22 protein-coding genes, 1 tRNA gene and 2 pseudogenes are annotated in these 21,542 nt (G+C 63.7%); 16 read left to right on the top strand and 9 right to left on the bottom strand.

What is annotated here, in order from left to right; translation table 11 throughout:
- Positions 1-106: 106 nt before the first annotated feature.
- On the top strand, positions 107-1,126 hold the full coding sequence (gene dusA, locus ACO1XS_RS16490) for a tRNA dihydrouridine(20/20a) synthase DusA (RefSeq protein ID WP_486391183.1): 1,020 nt from the start codon (positions 107-109) through the stop codon (positions 1,124-1,126).
- 89 nt (positions 1,127-1,215) lie between these two features.
- Positions 1,216-1,291 (top strand) — tRNA-His (locus ACO1XS_RS16485).
- A gap of 107 nt (positions 1,292-1,398) precedes the next feature.
- Here ACO1XS_RS16485 and ACO1XS_RS16480 read toward each other — a convergent pair.
- The gene (locus ACO1XS_RS16480; protein ID WP_440560362.1) at positions 1,399-2,109 is read right to left on the bottom strand and encodes a thioesterase family protein; all 711 of its coding nucleotides are present in this window, start codon (positions 2,107-2,109) and stop codon (positions 1,399-1,401) included.
- 378 nt (positions 2,110-2,487) lie between these two features.
- On the opposite strand from ACO1XS_RS16480, the gene ACO1XS_RS16475 reads away from it, so the two are divergent.
- Entirely contained in the window at positions 2,488-2,913 is a 426-nt protein-coding gene (locus ACO1XS_RS16475) for a hypothetical protein (RefSeq protein WP_173256117.1), read from the top strand.
- A gap of 17 nt (positions 2,914-2,930) precedes the next feature.
- Here the strand turns inward: ACO1XS_RS16475 and ACO1XS_RS16470 are convergent, their stop codons facing one another.
- Both ACO1XS_RS16470 and nodI read right to left on the bottom strand, forming a co-directional pair.
- Positions 2,931-3,776: an ABC transporter permease gene (locus ACO1XS_RS16470; protein ID WP_414720243.1), complete on the bottom strand. Its 846-nt coding sequence runs from the start codon at positions 3,774-3,776 to the stop codon at positions 2,931-2,933.
- Positions 3,777-3,807: 31 nt separating this feature from the next.
- Complete coding sequence (gene nodI / locus ACO1XS_RS16465; RefSeq protein ID WP_331569908.1) at positions 3,808-4,722, bottom strand: nodulation factor ABC transporter ATP-binding protein NodI; 915 nt, start codon at positions 4,720-4,722, stop codon at positions 3,808-3,810.
- 199 nt (positions 4,723-4,921) lie between these two features.
- Here nodI and ACO1XS_RS16460 point away from each other — a divergent pair, with 199 nt between their 5' ends.
- A complete protein-coding gene (locus tag ACO1XS_RS16460) occupies positions 4,922-5,419 on the top strand; it encodes a universal stress protein (protein ID WP_440560360.1) in 498 nt (165 codons plus the stop codon).
- 22 nt (positions 5,420-5,441) lie between these two features.
- On the opposite strand, the gene ACO1XS_RS16455 is transcribed toward ACO1XS_RS16460, so the two are convergent.
- The 3 genes from ACO1XS_RS16455 to lexA form a co-directional block, all read right to left on the bottom strand.
- Positions 5,442-6,074, bottom strand: a complete 633-nt coding sequence (locus tag ACO1XS_RS16455) for a DUF2939 domain-containing protein (RefSeq protein ID WP_486391182.1) — start codon at positions 6,072-6,074, stop codon at positions 5,442-5,444.
- 137 nt (positions 6,075-6,211) lie between these two features.
- Positions 6,212-6,556 carry a hypothetical protein gene (locus tag ACO1XS_RS16450; protein WP_331569902.1) on the bottom strand — a complete coding sequence of 115 codons (345 nt, stop codon included), beginning with the start codon at positions 6,554-6,556 and terminating at the stop codon, positions 6,212-6,214.
- 23 nt (positions 6,557-6,579) lie between these two features.
- Positions 6,580-7,227 carry a transcriptional repressor LexA gene (gene lexA, locus ACO1XS_RS16445; protein WP_486391181.1) on the bottom strand — a complete coding sequence of 216 codons (648 nt, stop codon included), beginning with the start codon at positions 7,225-7,227 and terminating at the stop codon, positions 6,580-6,582.
- 211 nt (positions 7,228-7,438) lie between these two features.
- Between lexA and ACO1XS_RS16440 the strand changes: the two genes are divergently transcribed.
- The 6 genes and pseudogenes from ACO1XS_RS16440 (at position 7,439) to ACO1XS_RS16415 (ending at position 13,212) form a co-directional block, all read left to right on the top strand.
- On the top strand, positions 7,439-8,476 hold the full coding sequence (locus ACO1XS_RS16440) for a sulfate ABC transporter substrate-binding protein (RefSeq protein WP_331569900.1): 1,038 nt from the start codon (positions 7,439-7,441) through the stop codon (positions 8,474-8,476).
- A 26-nt stretch (positions 8,477-8,502) separates the two neighbouring features.
- Positions 8,503-9,396, top strand: a complete 894-nt coding sequence (gene cysT, locus ACO1XS_RS16435; protein WP_486391180.1) for a sulfate ABC transporter permease subunit CysT — start codon at positions 8,503-8,505, stop codon at positions 9,394-9,396.
- Entirely contained in the window at positions 9,393-10,367 is a 975-nt protein-coding gene (gene cysW / locus ACO1XS_RS16430) for a sulfate ABC transporter permease subunit CysW (RefSeq protein ID WP_331569896.1), read from the top strand. Before cysT ends, cysW begins: the two co-directional genes overlap by 4 nt.
- Before the next feature lie 10 nt (positions 10,368-10,377).
- Positions 10,378-11,097, top strand: a pseudogene (locus tag ACO1XS_RS16425) (sulfate/molybdate ABC transporter ATP-binding protein); the annotation flags it as partial.
- 63 nt (positions 11,098-11,160) lie between these two features.
- Complete coding sequence (locus ACO1XS_RS16420) at positions 11,161-12,087, top strand: CysB family HTH-type transcriptional regulator (protein ID WP_440560356.1); 927 nt, start codon at positions 11,161-11,163, stop codon at positions 12,085-12,087.
- 93 nt (positions 12,088-12,180) lie between these two features.
- Positions 12,181-13,212 carry an asparaginase gene (locus tag ACO1XS_RS16415; RefSeq protein ID WP_331569892.1) on the top strand — a complete coding sequence of 344 codons (1,032 nt, stop codon included), beginning with the start codon at positions 12,181-12,183 and terminating at the stop codon, positions 13,210-13,212.
- A gap of 347 nt (positions 13,213-13,559) precedes the next feature.
- Here the strand turns inward: ACO1XS_RS16415 and ACO1XS_RS16410 are convergent.
- From ACO1XS_RS16410 to gcl, 3 genes and pseudogenes are all read right to left on the bottom strand, one after another.
- A pseudogene (locus ACO1XS_RS16410) lies at positions 13,560-14,549 on the bottom strand (2-hydroxy-3-oxopropionate reductase); the annotation flags it as partial.
- 18 nt (positions 14,550-14,567) lie between these two features.
- The gene (gene hyi, locus ACO1XS_RS16405; RefSeq protein ID WP_331569890.1) at positions 14,568-15,350 is read right to left on the bottom strand and encodes a hydroxypyruvate isomerase; all 783 of its coding nucleotides are present in this window, start codon (positions 15,348-15,350) and stop codon (positions 14,568-14,570) included.
- A gap of 62 nt (positions 15,351-15,412) precedes the next feature.
- Complete coding sequence (gene gcl / locus ACO1XS_RS16400) at positions 15,413-17,188, bottom strand: glyoxylate carboligase (protein WP_331569888.1); 1,776 nt, start codon at positions 17,186-17,188, stop codon at positions 15,413-15,415.
- Positions 17,189-17,367: 179 nt separating this feature from the next.
- On the opposite strand from gcl, the gene ACO1XS_RS16395 reads away from it, so the two are divergent.
- From ACO1XS_RS16395 to ACO1XS_RS16370, 6 genes are all read left to right on the top strand, one after another.
- Positions 17,368-18,297, top strand: coding sequence for a LysR family transcriptional regulator (locus tag ACO1XS_RS16395; RefSeq protein ID WP_486391179.1), 930 nt, complete (start codon positions 17,368-17,370; stop codon positions 18,295-18,297).
- Positions 18,298-18,456: 159 nt separating this feature from the next.
- Positions 18,457-18,834, top strand: coding sequence for a 30S ribosomal protein S6 (gene rpsF, locus ACO1XS_RS16390; protein WP_173256132.1), 378 nt, complete (start codon positions 18,457-18,459; stop codon positions 18,832-18,834).
- A gap of 50 nt (positions 18,835-18,884) precedes the next feature.
- The gene (priB, locus tag ACO1XS_RS16385; protein WP_486391178.1) at positions 18,885-19,184 is read left to right on the top strand and encodes a primosomal replication protein N; all 300 of its coding nucleotides are present in this window, start codon (positions 18,885-18,887) and stop codon (positions 19,182-19,184) included.
- Positions 19,185-19,186: 2 nt separating this feature from the next.
- The gene (rpsR, locus tag ACO1XS_RS16380) at positions 19,187-19,462 is read left to right on the top strand and encodes a 30S ribosomal protein S18 (RefSeq protein WP_018442035.1); all 276 of its coding nucleotides are present in this window, start codon (positions 19,187-19,189) and stop codon (positions 19,460-19,462) included.
- 27 nt (positions 19,463-19,489) lie between these two features.
- Positions 19,490-19,942: a 50S ribosomal protein L9 gene (gene rplI, locus ACO1XS_RS16375; RefSeq protein WP_331569882.1), complete on the top strand. Its 453-nt coding sequence runs from the start codon at positions 19,490-19,492 to the stop codon at positions 19,940-19,942.
- A 122-nt stretch (positions 19,943-20,064) separates the two neighbouring features.
- Positions 20,065-21,453, top strand: coding sequence for a replicative DNA helicase (locus ACO1XS_RS16370; RefSeq protein ID WP_440562367.1), 1,389 nt, complete (start codon positions 20,065-20,067; stop codon positions 21,451-21,453).
- Positions 21,454-21,542 lie beyond the last annotated feature (89 nt).

The following is a 21,542-nucleotide window of genomic DNA, read 5'->3' as shown; positions in this document are numbered from 1 at the left end:
GTCGGCTGCCTCGGGCGAGACCGATTGCTGCTTTGCGGGCGCTTCGACGGGGCTTTCGCCTGCCCGCTGCGGTAAAATCGCGGTCTATTCTGTCGTTGGCCTTTCTATGTCGTCTTCTGCTGTTTCCCTTTCCCGCCCGCGCCGCGTCAGTGTCGCTCCCATGATGGATTGGACCGATCGTCACTGCCGGTACTTCCATCGGCTCATTTCGCGTGATACGTGGCTGTACACGGAAATGGTGACGACGGGCGCGTTGCTGTTCGGCGATGTCGCTCGACATCTTGCATTCACGGCGCAAGAAGCGCCGGTCGCGTTGCAACTGGGCGGCAGCGAGCCCGGCGATCTGGCACGAGCGGCCAAACTGGGCGAGCAGTGGGGCTACGACGAAATCAACCTCAACTGCGGCTGTCCTTCCGAGCGCGTGCAGCGCGGCGCGTTCGGCGCGTGCCTGATGAACGAGCCGGCACTCGTGGCCGAGTGCGTGAAGGCGATGCGCGACGCGGTGGGCATACCGGTGACGGTCAAGCATCGGATTGGCGTCGACGCCGTCGAGGATTATTCCTTCGTGCGCGATTTCGTTGGCACGGTGGCCGATGCCGGCTGCGAAGTCTTCATCGTCCATGCGCGCAATGCCGTCCTCAAGGGCTTGTCGCCGAAGGAGAATCGCGAGATACCGCCGCTCAAATACGACTACGCCTATCGCCTCAAGCGCGATTTCCCGGCGCTGGAAATCATCCTCAACGGCGGTGTCAAGACGCTGGACGAAGTCGAGTCGCATCTCGCTCATGTGGACGGGGTGATGCTGGGGCGCGAGGCCTATCACAACCCCTACGTGCTCGCGGAAGTCGACACGCGATTCTACGGTGCGGCGGCACCCGTGCCGAGTCGCGAGCAGATCGAGGCGGGTCTCATCGAATACTGCGGTACCGAGCTGGCGCGCGGGACGTTCCTCGGTGCGATCACGCGTCACGCGTTGGGCTTGTATCGCGGGATGGCGGGCGCGCGCGGCTGGCGGCGGGTGCTGTCTGACAACAAGCGGCTCGCGGCCGCCGATCTGTCGATATTCAACGAAGCGCGCGCGCAATTGCGCGAGCCCCTCGAATCCGCGGTAGAAATTGTCGATTGAGGGGCTAGGCAAGTCGCGATGGTATTTGTATAATCTCGCTTCTTCGTCGGTGCGGCTGGTCTTGACGCACCGAACTGCAGATCCCAGTGGTGGCTGTAGCTCAGTTGGTAGAGTCCAGGATTGTGATTCCTGTCGTCGTGGGTTCGAGTCCCATCAGCCACCCCATCCAGATTTTCAAGTCTTCCCCTTTTTGCCGTCGATGAGCCGCAGCGCTCGAGCTGACGCCGGAACCGGCCCATCGAGTCGTGGGGCGCTTGCGTCTATGTCTATGTCTATGTCGATGCGGTGCCTTCGAATGAATTGAGCGGCACCGGCACATTCCCAATTTCCTCATGCAGCGACGGCGCCTCTCCGGGCATCGGCACCCGTTCGTTCATCGCCGGGTGCAGCCCCCAGCGGCGCCAGTCGAGTTCGTCGGAGCGCTGAGCCGCATCCTGCTGTCGCTCGATCGCGCTCGCCTCCTTGCGCATCTGGCTGTCCGATTCATTCCACGTCCGCACGAAAAATGGCAGGGCCGGCGACTTGGCGTGGCCATGATCCGCCGCGACGTGGTCCGCCGGAACGAGCGATCTGCTCGCCCGGTCGGCAATCGCCGCTCTTGCGGTTCCGAGCGCAACGAGCCGGCCCTTGCTGTTTTCAAAGCGATGTTCGATATAGAAAAAGCGCCGGTCCCATCCGAGTATGCGGGTGCGCAACGCATAGCGCTCGAATGGACGAAGCTCGTGAACATACCGAATCATGACGCCGCTCAGCAACATTCGCCAACCTTTCGACATGGCGTTCTGCAGTACCCCATTGCGAAGCAGCAGATCGATGCGTCCCAGGTCCATGATCTGCAGGAAACGGCCGTTGTTCATATGCAGCTGCACGTCCAGGTCGGTCGGCAGCACGCGGAAATGACATTCCGAGGCATCGAGCGCCGCGAGGTTGGGACGTAGCATTGCGCGAATCGAAACGAATGCAAGGCGGGCGAGCAGTTTCAATTTATCCCTCGATGAAAGCGTCCCGTTTATTGGCCAATATATTGAGTCGTTATTTTTACAGGGAGCACGCGAGCCGCTTTCCGTTTTTCGGTTACGTCTCGTTACGCGGGCACAAGGCCAGTATAGAAGCACGGCTTTATCGGCCGTCATCCGAAACCTGTAGGTCCCGTATTCCAGACGAATCAAAATTTACGGGATCGTCGCGCGGCCTCGATGAGCGCGTTTGAAACGGGAATGCCGCTTGCGCGACATCGAGGTGCACGGCGAATATGCGTTGGGGCCGGATGCATGCCCACCGGTGGTACGATGCGTTCGACGGCCACGCATGCCCCGCACGGCGGTGGCGGTCGTCGTGTATCGAATTCATTGGAAGACGAAATGAGCAAGCAAAAGAAGACCGATCCGAAACTCGAACAAGCATTGACTCGCGGCGACCTCGCTATTCGTCAAGCGAACTCGGCGCGCGCAACTGCCGTACTTCGAGCCCTTGCGAAGATGGTGGTGGACGCCTGCGCGACGATCGGCGTCGAGGCGCATACCTCCATTCCCGACGGTGACCGCGTCTACGATCCCGTCAACGGCGTGTGGCCTCAAAAGCTGCTCGTTTCGCTCGACGGCCCCGTCGAGACGTCGGATCCCGAAGAACTGCGCACGGTACGGCTGCTCGCGGACACGCCTGAGGTCAGATTCCGCGTCGAATGGCATCGAGCCGATGGCAAGATGGGGCGGCACGAGGCGCAGCCGTTTTCGATGGTCGCGTTCATCACGGATGTCGAAATCCCCTGGGACGACGATGAACAGTGAGGGTTGTTTGGGTCGCCCTAACGCATCATGCGGCGGGAAAACAGCGCCGAGCAGACCAGAAACGACGTAACGGCATACGCCGCGAGCACGGCCACGTGCAGCGGCGCATCGACCATGGGGCGCCCGAGCATGGCGGGCCGGATCAGCTCCACCGCGTGCGCAAGCGGCAGCGCGAGCGCGGCGTGCTGCACGGCAGGCGGAAGCTGACCGAGTGGAAAGAACACACCGGAAAGCAGCAGCATCGGCGTGATCACAAGCGTCTGGTAGAACATGAAGAAGTCGTATGAAGGCGCCATCGCCGTCACGATCATCGCGAGGCTCGCGAAAGCGAGCCCGGCCAGCGCAACGACGGGCAGGGCGAGCAGCATCGATGGGAAGTGCGCATAGCCCAGCGCGCCGGCCACGAGCATGATCGCGGCGCCCGACAACACTGCCTTGCTGGCCGCCCACGCGATTTCGCCTACGACAATGTCGCCGAGCGTGAGCGGCGTGTGCATGATCGCCTCCCACGTACGCTGCACGTGCATCCGGGAAAATCCAGAGTACATCGCTTCGAACGTGGCGGACATCATGACGCTCGACGCAACCGTGCCCGCCGCCAGAAAGTCGATATACGGGACACCGGCGACGTGTCCCACCATCAGCCCGAGCCCGAAGCCCAGTCCGAAGAGATAGATCATCGGGTCGGCCAGATTGCCGAACATCGACGCCAACGCCAGCTTGCGCCAGACCAGGTAATTGCGCCGCCATACGGCAATCCAGTGCGTTGCATTGGACGGCCACGCGAATCGCACGCGCACGGCATGCCGCTCGCGCGTGCGGCGCTGCCCAGTTTCGGTGCGATGGGAAGAAGACGTATCCATCAAAGCTTTTCCGGTTGACGTTGCCCGTGGCTCATTCCTGCATTTCTCGCCCGGTCAGGCGCAGGAAGACGTCCTCGAGGTTCGCCGGTCGGTGAAGGTAGCGTAATCCCTGGCGGCCTGCGAGACGAGCATTGACGGGCCCCGGATCGTCGACATAGCAAAAAAGCGTTTCGCCGCTGATCTCGGTGCGCACCGCAAAAGGCGACAATTCCTCGCGCAGGGCTTCGGGCGCCGCGCCATAGACTTCAATGACATCGCAGCCGATCTCCTTGGCGATCAATGCGCGCGGTGCGCCTTCCGCGATCTTTCGGCCTTCCTCGATGATGCAAAGCCTGTCGCAGAGCCGCTCCGCTTCCTCCATGAAGTGTGTCGTGAGCATGATGGTCTTGCCGCGAGACAACAACGAGCGCAACCGTTCCCAAATCAGGTGCCTCGCTTGCGGATCGAGCCCGGTTGTGGGTTCGTCCATGACCAGCACGTCCGGGTCGTTGATCAGTGCCCGTGCAAGCGTCAAACGTCGCTTCATGCCGCCCGAAAGTTCGGCCACGCGAGCATCGGCCTTGTTTTCGAGGCGCGCGAATTCCAACAGCGGATCCACCTTGGCCCGGGTCTTGCTCGCAGACAGGCCGAAGTAACGGCCGAATATGAGCAGGTTTTCGCGCACGGTGAAATCGGGATCGAGATTGTCGAATTGGGGGACTACGCCGACGCGCTGCCGGGCGATGCGCGAGCGTGCTGGGATGGATTCGCCGGCAAGCATGATCGTCCCCGCGTCGGGGTTCGCGATGCCGAGCAGCATCTTCAGTGTCGTGGTCTTGCCGGCCCCGTTCGGCCCTAGCAGTCCAAAGCATTCACCCGTGCGGACATGAAAACTCAGTCCATCGACGACCGTCTTATCGCCGTAGTGTTTTTGCACGTCAGAAAATTCGATCGCGTTTTGCGGCATCGGGAGTCGAATGTGGCTGATACGAAAATAGGTCCGTCGGCGCTCCATTCTATTGCATCGTCTGAAAGCGTCGTGCAAGGGAGCATAAAAGGACGCGTGGGCGGCAGCGAACTAGGCGTTTTCCATCTCTTGCAAGCGCGGGTGCGCCGCACCATGATTGAACCAAACGTCTGCGGTTAACGCAGGAAGGGAGGCCACGATGGCAAGCTACAACAAAATTCTGCTCTGTTACGACGGCACGCGCGAAGGCCGCAAAGCATTGCGCTGCGGCGCCGATCTCGCGCTCGACCTGAAGGCGGAAACGCATCTATTGTCGGTTGTCGACATGCGCACGAGCATCGCCCAAAGCGCTGGGCTATTGACCGACGTCGCGTGCGGCCGCTTCGAGGACGCCGCCCGGGAAATCCTGCAGGAAGGCGTCGATTGGCTCACAGAGCGGGGTGTCAAATCACAGGGGCATTTCGCGTTCGGTCATCCGATCGATGAAATCGCCCGGCTCGCCGCCGATTTGAAAGTGGACCTCGTCGTGGTCGGGCATCGCGCACGGAGCGGTTTGTCCCGCTGGTGGATGGGGGCAGGTAACACGCTATTGCTCGATCGCGTGTCGTGCAGCATTCTCGTGGCCGTCTCGACGGCGCATGAGCAAGAGCCCGTGACTGCAGCGCCCGCCAAGGCTGGCGCGGGAACGGAAACCTGAGCGCCGACAGGCAGCGCGCACGCTACTGGTTCAGGTTGACCGCGAAGAGCTTCCACGAGAACCAGCCGTCGCGCCGCAGCAGCACGCTGTAGGGCCGGCTTTGCGCATCGCGCCGATAGGTGACGACGAATTGATCGATGCCGTCATATCCCGCGCTCGCTCGCGGCGGTTGAGTAGGCGCAGGCGCAGGCGCGGGCGCGTTGGATTGCCCCTGGCCCGACGCGGCAGAGTCCTCGTCGGGTTGTGCGCCCGGCTGCGGCGGCGTTTCGCCCGGTTCGCCGCGGGGCGGCAAGCCGTTCAATAGCGCCGCGACGCCGTCCGGCGTGGCATAAGCGTCAACGAGCGGGCCAATCAGCGCCATACCGACCAGCGCACCGAGCGCCGCGAACGGATGCTCCCGTTTTTGCTCATCGATGCGGCGAGCCAGCATCTCGGTCACCTGCTGCTTCAGGCTCGTGCGCAGCGCCGGATAGTCGACGTAGCGATTGACGATTTCGGCATTCCGAGCGTCCGCCGCGCGCTTGAGCCGATCCAGCACAAGATACGGCGAGGCGTACGCCAAGGCGGCCACCCCGAGGACGATAACGGCAATGAGGACGGCGACAGCGGTGACGAGCCGATGGCGGCGGCCGGGACTCCTTTGATCGTTCATCATTCGATAGTCAGCTCATTCGGATGGAATTCATGATGGACTGCTTCCGACGCGAAACGATCCCGGCCGTCATCACCAGCGGTAACAACCTGTTTCAGCGGGCGATGGGACCCATGCGCCCCGGCGTTGCCCCCTCGGATTCAACCCAAACTGGCTGAGCGCAGCCCGGCGCGCTCCTCGTCGATGCACCGATCGATCATGCGGCACACAGCGTCGATCGTGCCGACAAGGATTACGCGCGACGCGCCGTGATAAACCCGGACAGGAGCGCGGCGCGCGGGCTCCGCGTGCAGGCCGCTGTTGAGTGACACACGGGCAAACGCGGGCTGTGTCGACGGCTGGAGGCCTGAAGACGACGCAAACGTCGATTCGCGCCCGGCGGTGCGCAACGGAGTTGCTTCGAGCGGCGGGCAGGGAATGAGGCCGCGCAAACGACGCAGGCGGCCGAAGGCGCGAAACGGAATAAGGCGGGCAAGGCGGTCCATGGCGTCTCCGTGATGTTCGTAATTCAGAATTCGGTGGGACGAATCAAGCCGACGGCAATCCCCTCGAGCGCGAACTCCGCGCTGCCGGCGTGCACGAAGATGTTCTCGTAATCGGGGTTTTCGGCGATCAGTTCGAGACCGTCGGGGCGGCGCTTCAAGCGCTTGACCGTGACGTCGTCCCCAAGACGCGCCACGATGATTTGACCGTCATTCGCTTCGGTGCGCTTTTGCACCGCCAGCAGGTCGCCATCGAGAATGCCGGCGTCGCGCATCGACAGGCCCCGCACCTTGAGCAGGTAATCCGGTTTGCTCGAAAAGAGCGCCGGGTCACAGACGTAATGCTGCGAGATATGCTCCTGCGCCAGGATGGGGCTGCCCGCTGCGACTCGTCCGACCAGCGGCAGCGACAACTGCATGAGCGCCGCATGGGGCAGCGAAAGCTGACGCGGCGCATCGTCCAGACCGAGCAGCCGGATGCCGCGCGATGCACCCGCGGCCAGTTCGATGACACCCTTTCGCGCCAGCGCGCGCAAGTGCTCTTCAGCTGAGTTTGCCGAGCTGAAACCCAGCGCCGCGGCGATTTCGGCGCGGGTGGGCGGAAAACCACTGTGCTCGATCGATTGCCGGATCAGATCGAATACCTGCTGCTGCCGTGCGGTGAGTTTGGTCATAGGGTCACTGTATGTATGAACAGGTTGCTGTATTTTTATACAGTATCGTGCGGATTTCAAGCAAAACGTTGCGACCCCGCGGCGAAGGCTCCAGTGCCGCCTTTAGCATTTTTTCGTATAAAAAAATGAAAATCCATTCGTTCCGCTCATAAGGGCGACCGTCTAGACTGGCCCGACTTCATACAAACGCCGGCAGGCAGAGGGGAAACGCATGAGCACACGGGGAACGGCGCGTTCCGGCGCGCGCAGACGCTGGTTGGCGGGGATGGCCGCCGGCACGGCGGCGCTGATTCTTGGATCGCCGAGCGCATTCGCGCAAACGACGCTGCTCAATGTTTCCTACGACCCGACGCGCGAGCTCTATCAAGACGTCGACAAGGCTTTCGCCGCGCAATGGAAAGCCCAGACGGGCGAGACGCTTTCGATCCGTCAGTCGCACGGCGGCTCCGGTGCGCAGGCGCGCTCGGTGCTCGACGGCCTGCAGGCCGACGTCGTGACACTCGCGCTGGCCTACGACATCCAGGCGCTGGCCGACCGGGGCCTCGTGGCACAAGACTGGCAAAAGCGGTTGCCGGACAACGCCTCACCCTATACGTCGACGATCGTGTTCCTCGTGCGCAGCGGCAACCCCAAGCACATCAAGGATTGGGACGATCTGGTGAAACCGGGGGTTTCGATCGTGACGCCGAACCCCAAGACTTCGGGCGGGGCGCGCTGGAATTACCTGGCGGCCTGGGCCTATGCGCTCAACCGGCCGGGCGGCGACGCCGCCAAGGCCCGCGCGTTCGTCACTGCGCTCTATCGCAATGCGGGCGTGCTCGATTCCGGAGCGCGCGGCGCGACGACGAGCTTCGTGCAACGCGGTCTCGGCGATGTGCTGATCGCGTGGGAGAACGAGGCGTTTCTCGCACGCAAGGAATTCGGCGCGGACAAGTTCGAGATCGTGGTGCCGTCGGCCAGCATCCTGGCGGAGCCCCCGGTGGCGGTCGTGGACCGCGTCGTCGAGCGGCGCGGCACGCGCAAGCTCGCCGAAGCGTATCTGCGCTTTCTCTATACCGACGAAGGACAGCGGATCGCGGCGCGCAACTACTATCGGCCGCGCGCCACCAATTTGCCGGCCGATCTGACCGCGCAGTTCCCGAAACTCAAGCTCTACACGGTCGATGCCACATTCGGCGGCTGGACCAACGCGCAAAAGACGCACTTTGCCGACGGTGGAGTGTTCGATTCGATTTATCAGCCGCATTGAGCGGTGCCCGCCTATCGGTCGAAAGCATGACGAAATTCGCTTTTCGCAAACCCGGCGCCTTGCCCGGCTTCGGTCTGACACTCGGTCTCACGCTGACCTACCTGGGTCTCGTCGTGCTCATACCGCTCGCCATGGCCTTTTTGAAGGCGGCGACGCTCGGACCCGCGCCGTTCTTCGCGGCTGTCGCTTCGCCACGCGTCGTTGCCTCGTACCGTTTGACGATCGGCGCCGCGGCGGTTGGGGCACTCATCAACGGCGCGTTCGGCCTGCTCGTCGCGTGGGTGCTCGTGCGCTATCGGTTTCCCGGCAAACGGTTCGTCGATGCCATCGTCGATCTGCCGTTCGCGCTGCCGACCGCGGTGGCCGGTATCGCACTCGCGACGGTCTACTCCGAGCACGGATGGATCGGCCGGTGGCTCGCGCCGCTCGGCCTCAAAGTGGCATTTACGCCGCTTGGCGTGCTGGTCGCGTTGACCTTCATCGGCCTGCCGTTCGTCGTGCGAACAGTGGAGCCGGTCCTTGCCGATTTCGAGCGCGCGCAGGAAGAAGCCGCCGCCTGCCTTGGCGCCTCGCGCGCCCAGACGTTCGTGCGCGTCGTGCTGCCCGCGCTCGTGCCCGCCTGGTCCACGGGGGTCGCGCTCGCGTTCGCGCGCGCACTCGGCGAATACGGTTCGGTCATCTTCATCGCCGGCAACATTCCGATGAAGTCCGAAGTCACCTCGCTCATCATCATCACCAAACTGGAACAGTACGACTATGCCGGTGCAACTGCGCTCGCCACCGCGATGCTCGTCGCTTCGTTCCTGATGCTTTTCGCGATCAACGCGCTGCAATGGCATTGGCAGCGGCGCACGAGTCCGCGTGGGCGCCGCCGGTCGGGTCCGACGAGCGGTACGACGATCTCGGGAGCGCTCACATGAACCAACTTGCTGCGACCGCCCGTTCGGCTCGCGCGCCGGCAGCGGATGGCGTGCGGGCGCGAGCCGATACGCATGAAAATCGGGAGCGTGCTCAGACCGCCGGCGTCCGCCGACCGGCCGCATCGGCGCGCCGGTTCGCGCCTGCGGCCCAGTGGGTGCCGCGCTGGACGCTCATCGGCATCGCGCTCGTTTTTCTCTCGCTGTTTCTCGTCGTGCCGTTGGCCGCCGTCTTCACCGAGGCGTTCAGCAAAGGTGTGCGCTTTTATTTCGAGTCGCTCGTCGAGCCCGATGCACGCGCGGCGATCGCGCTGACGCTCGGTGTCGCCGCGATTGCCGTGCCGCTCAATCTCGTGTTCGGGCTCGCCGCTTCGTGGGCGATCGCGAAGTTCGAGTTTCGAGGCCGCGCACTGCTCACGACGCTGATCGATCTGCCGTTCTCGGTGTCCCCCGTGATTTCGGGCGTCATATACGTGCTGCTGTTCGGCGCCCAAGGCTGGCTCGGTCCGTGGCTCGAGCGGCACGACCTTCAGATCGTGTTCGCGGTGCCGGGCATCGTGCTCGCGACGCTATTCGTGACGTTTCCGTTCGTCGCGCGCGAGCTGATTCCGCTCATGCAGGCGCAGGGTAAGGAGCAGGAGGAAGCGGCGCGGGTGCTCGGCGCGTCGGGCTGGCAAATCTGGCGCCGGGTCACGCTGCCGAACGTGAAGTGGGGCTTGCTCTACGGCGTGATCCTCTGCAACGCACGGGCAATGGGCGAGTTCGGTGCGGTATCGGTGGTCTCGGGCCATATCCGCGGTCTGACCGACACCATGCCGCTGCACGTCGAGATTCTCTACAACGACTACAACTTCGCGGCCGCCTTCGCAGTTGCGTCGCTGCTCGCGTTGATCGCGCTCGCGACGCTGGTGGCGAAGCTCGTCGCGGAGCGCCGGATGGCCGCCGCCGGCGTGGGCCGCACGCATCATCGATGAAAGGATCGTCATGAGCATCACCGTTCGCAATCTGGAAAAACATTTCGGCGACTTCAAGGCGCTCGACGACGTATCGCTCGAGTTCGGCCGCGGCGAGCTGGCGGCCTTGATCGGACCGTCGGGCTGCGGCAAGACGACTCTTTTGCGCGTGGTGGCCGGGCTCGAGTCGGCCGATGCCGGCGAAATCGTATTGAACGGCCGCGACGTCACCATCCTCGACCCGCGCGATCGGCGTGTCGGGTTCGTGTTCCAGCATTACGCGCTCTTTCGTCATATGACGGTCTTCGAGAACGTTGCGTTCGGACTGCGCGTCAAGCCGCGTCGCGAGCGACCCGCGGCCGCGGCGATCGACGCCAAAGTGCGGGAGCTGCTCGAACGCGTGCAGCTCGCGCAGCTCGGCCAGCGCTATCCCGCCGAACTCTCGGGCGGGCAGCGGCAGCGCGTGGCACTGGCGCGCGCGTTGGCCGTCGACCCGTCCGTGCTGTTGCTAGACGAGCCGTTCGGCGCGCTCGACGCCAAGGTGCGTAAAGAGCTGCGCAATTGGCTGCGACGGCTGCACGACGAGCTTGCGATCACGACGCTCTTCGTCACACATGATCAGGAGGAAGCGCGCGATGTGGCGGATCGTATCGTCGTGCTCAATCATGGGCGCGTCGAGCAGCAGGGCACCCCGGAGGAAGTCTATGAGCGTCCGGGCACACCGTTCGTCAGCGAGTTTCTCGATGTCGCCGCATACTGAGTGCATCGCGCCTTACCGAATCGACCGCCGTACTCCCGAACCAGCGAGACTTGCATGAACTTCCAACAACTGCGATACGTACGCGAAGCGGTGCGCCGCAATCTGAACCTCACCGAGGTCGCGAATGTGCTGTTCGCCTCGCAATCGGGCGTCTCCAAGCAGATCAAGGATCTCGAGGACGAGCTCGGCGTCGACATCTTCGTGCGGCGCGGCAAACGCCTCACCGGCCTGACGGAGCCGGGCAAGGCGGTGCATCGCCTGATCGAGCGAATGCTGCTCGATGCCGAGAACCTGCGCCGCGTCGCGCGCCAGTACGCGGACGAGGACACGGGCCATCTCGTCGTGGCCACGACGCATACGCAGGCGCGCTATGCGCTGCCGCCCGTCATTCGCCAGTTCAAAGAGGCGTTTCCGAAGGTCCATCTCGCCTTGCGCCAGGGTAGTCCACGTCAGATCGGGCAGATGCTCGTCGACGGCGAGGCCGATATCGCGATTGCGACGGAAGGCCTCGACAGCTATGCCGACATCCTCACGTTCCCGTGCTACACGTGGCATCACGTGATCGTGGTGCCGAAAGACCATCCGCTGGCCACGCGGACCAACGTGACGCTCGAGGAGGTCGCCGATTTCCCGATCATTACGTATGAGCGCGATATCACCGGCCGCTCGCATATCGATGAAGCATTCGAGAAAACGGGCCAATTGCCCGACGTCGTGCTGACGGCCATCGACGCGGACGTGATCAAGACCTACGTCGAGCTTGGCATGGGCGTCGGCATCGTGGCGGCGATGGCGTACGACTCCAAGCGCGACACCGGCCTCGTTGCACTCGATTCGCAGCATCTGTTCGCGGCGAGCACGACGCGCGTCGGGGTCCGCAAGGGCGCCATTTTGCGGGCCTATGCGTATCGGCTCATCGAAATGTTCGCCCCTGAGCTCGCCGGCACGGACATCACCGGCAAGCTGCGTGAAGCGGCCTGAGCCGCAAGTCGCGGCGCCCCGTGCCCACCGATTGCGAAGCACCCGCCCGCCGCAGCGGCAACAGGCTCGGCGAGCGGCTTTCGCGCGTATAGAATGGCGGCCATGAACACGACCGCTACCTCCGCATCCTCCTTGCCGTTGCCCCGTGTCGCCGTGCTGGCGACGGGCGGCACGATTGCCGGCTCCGCGCCCGACGCGGCGCAAACGGCCGGCTATCAGGCCGGCGTCGTCGGCGTCGACAAGCTGCTGGCCGCCGTGCCCGCGCTCGCCGGCGTCGCAGCCGTCCAGGCCGAACAGGTCGCCAGCATCGACAGCAAGGATCTCGATTTTCCGCTCTGGAATACGCTGCTCGAGCGCATTCACACGCTCGCCGCACGCGAAGACATCGACGGTATCGTCATCACGCACGGCACGGATACGCTCGAAGAAACCGCCTATCTGCTGCATCTGACGGTCAAAACGGCCAAGCCGGTCGTGCTTACGGCCGCAATGCGGCCGTCCTCGTCGCTTTCCGCCGATGGGCCGCTGAACCTGCTGGGTGCGGTGACGGTGGCGGCCGCGCGTGCCGCCCATGGCCAAGGGGTGCTCGTCGCATTCAACAACCGGATTCACAGCGCGCGCGATATCGTCAAGACGAGCACTTACGCCGTCGATGCGTTCCAATCGCATGAAGTCGGCGTGCTCGGGTGGGTACAGGATGGGCGCGTCGAGTTTCAGCGCACCGTCGTGCGGCCGCATACGGCGGCGACACCGTTCGACGCAGCGAACGGGTGGCCCGCCGTCGAGATCGTCGCGAGCTACGCCGGGGCGTCGCGTACGGCCGTCGATGCGTTGGTTGCTGCCGGGGTGCGCGGCATCGTCGTGGCCGGGACCGGCAACGGTTCGATCCACGCCACGTTGCAAGCGGCGCTCGCGCAAGCCGCGGAGCAGGGCGTCGCGGTCGTGCGCGCGTCGCGGGTCGGCTCCGGCCATGTCATGCACAACGGCGCGGCGCCCGACGATGCGCTGGGATTCGTGAGCGCCGGCTCGCTCAACCCGTACAAGGCGCGCGTACTGCTGATGCTCGCGCTGGCAGCGGGTATGAAGGAGCGCACAGTGCTGCAGCTCGCCTTCGATACTTACTGAATCCGGGCGCCACGCCCGGTAGGACGCCGGCGTTGCGCCGTATGCTCGACATCCGGCAGGCGGACACCCGACGACGACGTCTGACCGACCAAGGCTTCCCCGACGTCGCCGGGTGCCGCTGACGGACCCCGCTCGCCGCTCTCAGCCCGAAAGCGGCGTTTTGCCCGCCACGGCGCGCGACGCCGGCCGCAAACGGCACGACGAACGCAAACGCCGGGCGTAGCGCCCCACAAGCCGGCCGCCCCCGCACGCGAGGCGCGGCCGATATCCCGCTTTGCCGTGACTTGCGCAGCATCCGGGCGGCGCGACGGCCGCACGCGGCGTGTCTTGGCGTGCGTCTCCCGTTTTCAGGCCGCGGGCGCGGTGCCGTCGTCGGCCTGGGCGATCTCGAAGCCCGCCATGATCTCGAGCGCGCGCAGCATGGCGGAGTGGTCCCAGGCATTGCCGCCGTGCGCCGCGCATACGCTGAACAGCTGTTGCGCGCTGGCCGTATGCGGCAGCGAAATGCCGAGCTTGCGCGCGCCGTCGAGCGCGAGGTTCAGATCCTTGCGATGGAGTTCGATGCGAAAGCCCGGCTTGAACGTACGCTTCGTCATCCGTTCGCCATGCACTTCGAGAATGCGCGACGAGGCGAAGCCGCCCATCAGTGCACGGCGCACGCGCTCGGGATCGGCACCCGAGCGTGCGGCGAACAGCAGCGCTTCGGCCACCGCTTCGATATTGAGCGCCACGATGATCTGGTTCGCGACCTTGCAAGTCTGGCCGGCACCGTTGTCCCCGATGAGCGAAATGTTCTTGCCCATCAGCTCGAACAGCGGCTTGGCGCGCTCGAAAGCGGCGTCGGGGCCGCCGACCATGATCGTCAGCGTGGCGTCGCGGGCTCCGACCTCGCCGCCCGAGACAGGCGCGTCGAGATAGTCGCAGCCGAGTGCGTTGATGCGTTTGGCGAAGGCTTGCGTGTCGAGCGGCGAAATGGAACTCATGTCGATGACGAGCTTGCCGGGGGCCAGGCCCGCTGCGACGCCGTCATCGGCGAAGAGCACATTGTCCACGTCGGGCGTGTCCGGGACCATCGAGATGACGATGTCCGATGCGCGGGCGACCGCGGTGGAATCCTCGACCACGGTCGTGTTGCCGCGTAGATCCTCAGGTACCGGGTACTTGCCGTTGACGACGAGCGTATGCCCGCCCTTGAGCAGGTTGCGCGCCATGTGCGCGCCCATGATGCCGAGTCCGATGAAACCGATCTTTGCCATTTCCGTAGTTCCGTTGATCTGATGTTGCGGGGCGGATGGGGTATGCCGTTTCCCGAGCCGTTGCCGTCGATTGGCAGTGCGTGCCGGCCTGCAGCCGGCCTACTCGCGTATCGCGCGTTCGAGCCAGCCGAGTCCGGCTTGCGTCGTCGTGAGCGGCTTGTACTCGCAGCCGATGTAGCCGTCGTAGCCCAGTTTATCGAGCCAGGCGAACAGGAACGGGTAGTTGATCTCGCCCGTGCCCGGTTCATGCCGGCCCGGGTTGTCGGCAAGCTGGATGTGCGCGATGCGCGGCAAATTGCGTTCGATGGTGGCCGCGAGCTCGCCCTCCATCCGCTGCATATGATAGATGTCGTATTGCAGGTAGAGGTTGTCGGAATCGACCGCCGCAATGACATCGAGCGCTTCCTTCGAACGGTTGAGCGCGAACCCGGGGATGTCGAACGCGTTGCAGGGCTCGACGAGCAGCCGGATGCCTTCGCGCTTGAGCGCCGCGGCGGCGAATCGTAGGTTTTCGACGAGGGTGTCGAAGCTGCGCCGGGCGTCCACCTGCTGCGGCCGGATGCCGACGAGGCAGTTCAACTGCGGCACGCCGAGCGCTTTGGCGTAGTCGATCGCGCGCCCGACACCGTCCTGAAACTCGGAGACGCGCTCGGGCAGGCAGGCGATGCCGCGCTCGCCCGCATCCCAGTTGCCGGCCGGCAGGTTATGCAGCACCAGCCGTAGCTGGTTGGAGGCAAGCCGCTCAGCCAGTTCGGCGGCGGGATACGGATACGGGAACAGGAATTCGACGGCGGTGAAACCCGCCTTCGCGGCTGCCGCGAAGCGCTCGAGAAACGGCACTTCGTTGAACAGCATGGTCAGGTTGGCTGCGAATTTCGGCATGGTGGTGACTCGTCGGTCGGTCAGTCAGTCAGGTAAGTCAGGTCAGGATGCGAAAAGCGGTGTCATTCGAACGCGGCGATGGCCGTCGGCGCGTCTTCGAGCGTTTCGGCGAGCGGTTCGAATTCGTTGACCGCATCGATCTCCGCGCCCATGGCGATATTCGTCACCCGCTCGAGAATCACTTCCACGACGACCGGCACCTTGAACTCCGAGAGCATCGCCTGCGCTTTTTTCAGCGCGGGCTGGATGTCCTCGGGTTTGAATACGCGCAGTGCCTTGCAGCCGAGGCCCTCGGCCACGGCGACATGATCGACGCCATATCCGTTGAGCTCCGGAGCGTTGATGTTCTCGAAAGCGAGCTGCACGCAGTAGTCCATGTCGAAAGCGCGCTGCGCTTGCCGGATCAGGCCCAGATACGAGTTGTTGACCACCACGTGCACATAGGGCAGGTTGAACTGCGCGCCGACGGCGAGCTCCTCGATCATGAACTGGAAGTCGTAGTCGCCCGAGAGCGCGACGATCGGACGCTGCGGGTCCGCCGCGCGCACGCCGAGCGCCGCGGGAATCGTCCAGCCGAGCGGTCCGGCCTGACCGCAGTTGATCCAGTTGCGAGCCTGGTAGACATGGAGGAATTGCGCGGCGGCGATCTGCGAGAGTCCGATCGTGCTGACGTAGCAGGTGTCGCGGCCGAACGCCTTGTTCATCTCCTCGTAGACGCGCTGCGGCTTGATCGGCACGTTATCGAAATGCGTCTTGCGGTGCAGCGTGCGCTTGCGTTCGCGGCAGGCCTCGGCCCATTCGGCGCGATCCTTCAGGCGGCCTTCGGCACGCCACTCGCGCGCCACTTCCACGAAGAGTTCGAGCGCGGCTTTGGCGTCCGAAACGATGCCCAGATCCGGGCCGAACACGCGCCCGATCTGCGTGGGCTCGATGTCGACGTGCACGAACTTGCGGCCCTTCGTATAGACCTCCACACTGCCGGTATGCCGATTGGCCCACCGGTTGCCGATCCCGAGCACGAAATCCGAGGCGAGCAGGGTGGCATTGCCATAGCGGTGCGACGTTTGCAGACCCACCATGCCGGCCATGAGCGGATGGTCGTCGGCGATCGCGCCCCACGACATCAGCGTCGGGATGACGGGCACGCCGAGCGTCTCGGCGAATTCCACGAGCAAGGCCTCGGCTGCCGCGTTGATGACGCCGCCGCCGGACACGATGAGCGGGCGCTCGGCGTCATTGAGCATGGTGAGCGCGGCCTCGATCTGGCCGCGTGTGGCCCGCGGCTTGTAGACCGGCAGCGGCTCGTAGGTCGCGATGTCGAATTCGATTTCGGCCAGTTGCACGTCGATCGGCAAATCGACGAGCACGGGGCCCGGGCGGCCCGAGCGCATGAGGTGAAACGCCTGCTGAAACACGCGCGGCACGAGCGCCGGCTCGCGAACGGTCACGGCCCACTTCGTGACGGGCTTGGCGATCGATTCGATATCGACGGCCTGGAAGTCTTCCTTGTAAAGCCGCGAGCGCGGCGCCTGGCCCGTGATGGCGAGAATCGGAATCGAATCGGCCGACGCGGAGTAGAGCCCGGTGATCATGTCCGTGCCGGCCGGCCCCGAGGTGCCGATGCACACGCCGATGTTGCCCGGCGCGGCGCGCGTATATCCCTCGGCCATGTGCGAAGCGCCTTCGACGTGACGCGCCAGCACATGACTGATGCCGCCGGCCTTTTTCAGTGCCGAATAAAGCGGATTGATCGCGGCGCCGGGCACACCGAAGGCGGTATCGATGCCTTCTTTCTCCAGCACGAGCACGGCGGCGTCGATAGCTCTCATTTTCGGCATGAGTGTCTCCTGGTTCCTGTTCCTGATAGTTGAGTACTTCGTTGCAATCACTGTAAGTGGCCGAGAAAGGTTTGATAAGATCGCTTCGTGTCGATTGATCCGATACAAAAAGTATTGAATTAAGGTGGGGGATCGCTGGCTGGCTGCTCGGCCAGCCCGGCGTGACAGGGAGACTGAAAATGGATCGCTTCAAGCAGATCGAGACGTTCGTACGCGTGGCCGACGCGGGCAGCCTCGCGGCGGCGGCGCTGGAAGAGGGCGTATCGCCGGTCATTCTCGGCCGACGCATCGATGCGCTCGAAAAACGGCTCGGCGTGAAGCTGATGTACCGTTCCACGCGCCGGCTCGTCGTGAGCGAGGAAGGGGCATCGTTCCTCGAACGGTGCAGAGGGCTCCTGACGGAATGGGAGCAGGCCGAAAACGAGCTGGCCGCGGGGCTGCGCGCCGTCGGCGGCCATCTGATCGTCTCCGCGCCGGCGGGTTTCGGGCGCAAGCATGTCGCGCCGCTCGCGCCGGCGTTCCTCGCGGACAAGCCCGAGCTGAAAATCTCCTTCAACCTGACCGACAGAGTCGTCGATCTCGTGCGCGAGGGCTACGACTTGTCGATCCGGATCGGCGGGGCGGTCGATCCGTCTTTCGTGGCCATCAAGCTCGCCTCGAATCGCCGCGTGGTCTGCGGCACGCCCGCCTATTTCGAGAAACATGGCCGGCCGAAGACACTCGAGGACCTGCTTCAGCACAATTGCCTGGCGTTCAACCTTCAAGGGGGGCAAAACCGCGGGTGGAACTTTCGGCGCGCCGGCAAGCTCGTGACGATGCGCGTCACCGGCACGCTCGACTGCAACGACGGCGAACTGCTGCACCGTTGGGCGCGCGAGGGGCTCGGGCTCGGCTGGCGCTCGACGTGGGAGATCGCGGAAGACCTCGAACGCGGCGAGCTCGAAACCGTCCTCGACGAGTTTGCGCTACCGGATTACGACATCCTGGCGGTCTACCCGCAGCAGCGATACGTGCCGGCGAAGGTCCGGTACTTCATGGATTACCTGAAGGCCGTCTACGCACGGCCCGGCTACTGGATGGGCGGCGCAGGCGATGACCGGCTAGGCTGAGCGCCAAGTCATTGAAATATCACGGCAATCGCCGGCCGAAGGGCAAATGCAATTGCGTCTCCCACACAATTGGGTTACACTTTCGGGCTTCTCACTTGCCACACCGGTTGGGTTTTTTACCATCGACGCCCGGGTGGCTTCAATCCACAAGGAGTGTGTATGCGTCATTACGAAATCGTATTCGTCGTGCACCCCGATCAGAGCGAGCAGGTGCCCGCCATGATCGAGCGGTACAAGTCCACGATCACCACGCGTGGCGGTCAGATCCACCGCATCGAAGACTGGGGCCGTCGCCAACTGGCCTACATGATCGAGAAACTCGCGAAGGCTCACTACGTCTGCATGAACATCGAATGCGATCAGGCAACGCTCGAAGAGCTCGAGCACGCATTCAAGTTCAACGACGCCGTGCTGCGCCACCTCATCGTCAAGATGAAGAAGGCCGAAACCGGCCCGTCGCCGATGATGAAGGAAGTGCAGCGCGAAGAAGCCAAGAAGGCGGCCGTCTCGTCGCAGCCGTCCGAAGCGCAGGCTTAACGGATTCACGTTAGAAGCCGCCAAGGTTTTTCAGGCTCTTTACCGCTTTCGTGAACAGGCTGCAACTCACGGCCCGTGTGATCGAGCGCGAACCGCTGCGCTACACGCCGGCTGGCGTGCCGATCGCAAGCTGCACATTGCAGCACCACGCGGAAGTCGTCGAAGCCGGTATCGCCCGGCAAGTCGAATTGACGATGCCCGCGGTGGCCGCAGGCGCCGCGAGCGGACAGCTCGAAAGCTGCGAGATGGGCGTAGAGGCGCTCTTCACGGGCTTTCTGGCCAAGAAAAGCCGTAACGCGAGAACCTTGGTGTTTCACATCACAGAATTGCAGGACATTGGAAAGGACTGAACATGCCCCGCCCTACTGGTAAGAAGTTCGACAAGCGCCGTCAGCAACAAAACCCGCTCTTCAAGCGCAAGAAGTTCTGCCGCTTCACGGCTGCTGGCGTCGAGTACATCGACTACAAGGACATCGAAACGCTGAAGGACTTCATCGGCGAAAACGGCAAGATCACGCCGGCTCGTCTGACGGGTACGAAGGCCCACTATCAACGCCAGCTCGATACGGCAATCAAGCGCGCGCGCTTTCTCGCGCTGCTGCCGTACACCGATCTGCACAAGGCCTAAGCGGACGACGGCACAAGGAGAATTCGAATGCAAATCATTCTTTTGGAAAAAGTCGTCAACGTGGGCAACCTCGGCGACATCGTCAAGGTGAAGGACGGTTACGCCCGTAACTTCCTGATCCCGCAGAAATTGGCCCGCCGTGCCACGAAGGACGCGATCGCCGAGTTCGAAGTCCGTCGCGCCGAGCTCGAAAAAATCGCCGGTGAAAAGCTTGTCGCCGCGCAAGCACTCGGTGAAAAGATGTCGGGCCTGACGGTCCAGATCGCGCAGAAGGCCGGCGTCGACGGTCGCCTGTTCGGTTCGGTCACGAACGCGGACATCGCCGCAACGCTGACGAAGCAAGGCTTCGCTGTCGAGAAGGCGCAAGTGCGCATGCCGACGGGGCCGCTGAAGATGGTGGGCGACCACCCGGTGCAGGTTTCGCTGCATACGGACGTCGTTGTCGACGTCAACGTCTCGGTGCTCGGCGAGCACGCCTGACGCATGCTTGAACGCCGCACATGCTGCGGCGCCAAGCGAACGAGGGCAGGAGCCGGTTTTCGGCTACTGCCCTTTTTCGTTTCTGTGGCGGACGGCTCGCCATTTCGCGATAATTCCTCCCCATGAACGCACCGTCCAAAGACCCCCAGCTCGAGTCGCTCAAAGTCCCGCCGCATTCGATCGAGGCCGAGCAGTCCGTATTGGGCGGGTTGCTGCTCGACAACGCGGCGTGGGACCGCATCGCGGATTTCCTCTCCCAGAGCGATTTTTACCGCTACGACCACCGCCTCATTTACGAGCACATCGGCCGGCTCATCGCGTCCACGCGTCCCGCCGACGTCGTGACCGTCTACGAAGCGCTGACGAGCGCGGGCAAAGCGGACGAGGTTGGCGGGCTGTCCTATCTGAACGCACTGGCGCAGAACACGCCGAGCGCGGCGAATATTCGCCGTTACGCGGAGATCGTGCGGGACCGCGCCGTGTTGCGCCGCCTCGTCTCGGTGGCGGATGAAATTTCGGCGGACGCTTTCAATCCACAGGGCAAGGAAGTTCGGCAGCTGCTCGACGAAGCCGAATCGAAAGTTTTTTCGATTGCGGAAGACGGCGCGCGCGGCACGCAGGGCTTCCTCGAAATCGGTCCGCTGCTGACGCAGGTCGTCGAGCGTATCGACACGCTCTATCACACGGCCAATCCGAGCGACGTCACGGGCACACCGACGGGCTTCGTCGATCTCGATCGCATGACATCGGGCATGCATGGCGGCGAGTTGATCATCGTCGCCGGCAGACCGTCGATGGGTAAGACCGCGCTCTCGATGAACATCGGCGAGTACGTGGCGGTGGAATACGGTTTGCCGGTAGCGGTCTTTTCGATGGAAATGCCGGGCACGCAGCTCGTCATGCGGATGCTGGGCTCGGTCGGGCGGCTCGATCAGCACCGCATGCGCACCGGGCGGCTTACCGATGAAGATTGGCCCAAGCTCACGCATGCCGTGCAAAAGATGAGCGAGGCGCAACTGTTCATCGACGAGACGGGCGGCCTCAATCCGATGGAGCTGCGCTCGCGCGCGCGGCGGCTCGCGCGTCAATGCGGCAAGCTCGGGCTCATCATCGTCGATTATCTGCAACTGATGTCGGGCAGTTCGCCCGGCGAAAACCGTGCGACCGAAATCTCCGAAATATCGCGTTCGCTCAAGGGCCTGGCGAAGGAACTCGATGTACCGGTGATTGCGCTGTCGCAGTTGAACCGAAGCCTCGAACAGCGGCCGAACAAACGGCCCGTGATGTCCGACCTGCGCGAATCCGGTGCAATCGAACAAGACGCGGACGTCATTCTGTTCATTTACCGGGACGAAGTTTACAACCCCGACAGTCCCGACAAAGGTACGGCCGAGGTCATCATCGGCAAGCAGCGTAACGGCCCGATCGGGCCCGTCAGACTGACATTCCTGGGCCAATACACGAAGTTCGACAACTTCGCCGGCGCACAGACTTTCCACGGCGGCGAGTGAGGGCAGCCAAGTGCGGCCCGACGACGACGAATTGCCTGTCATAAACGGTTGCAACCATTGGGGGAAGCGGCGCTACCCGGTACAATGTT

This window comes from Trinickia sp. (assembly GCF_057351765.1).
The sequence above is the reverse complement of the archived record's forward strand: the minus strand, read 5'-3'. Positions and strand labels throughout refer to the sequence as shown.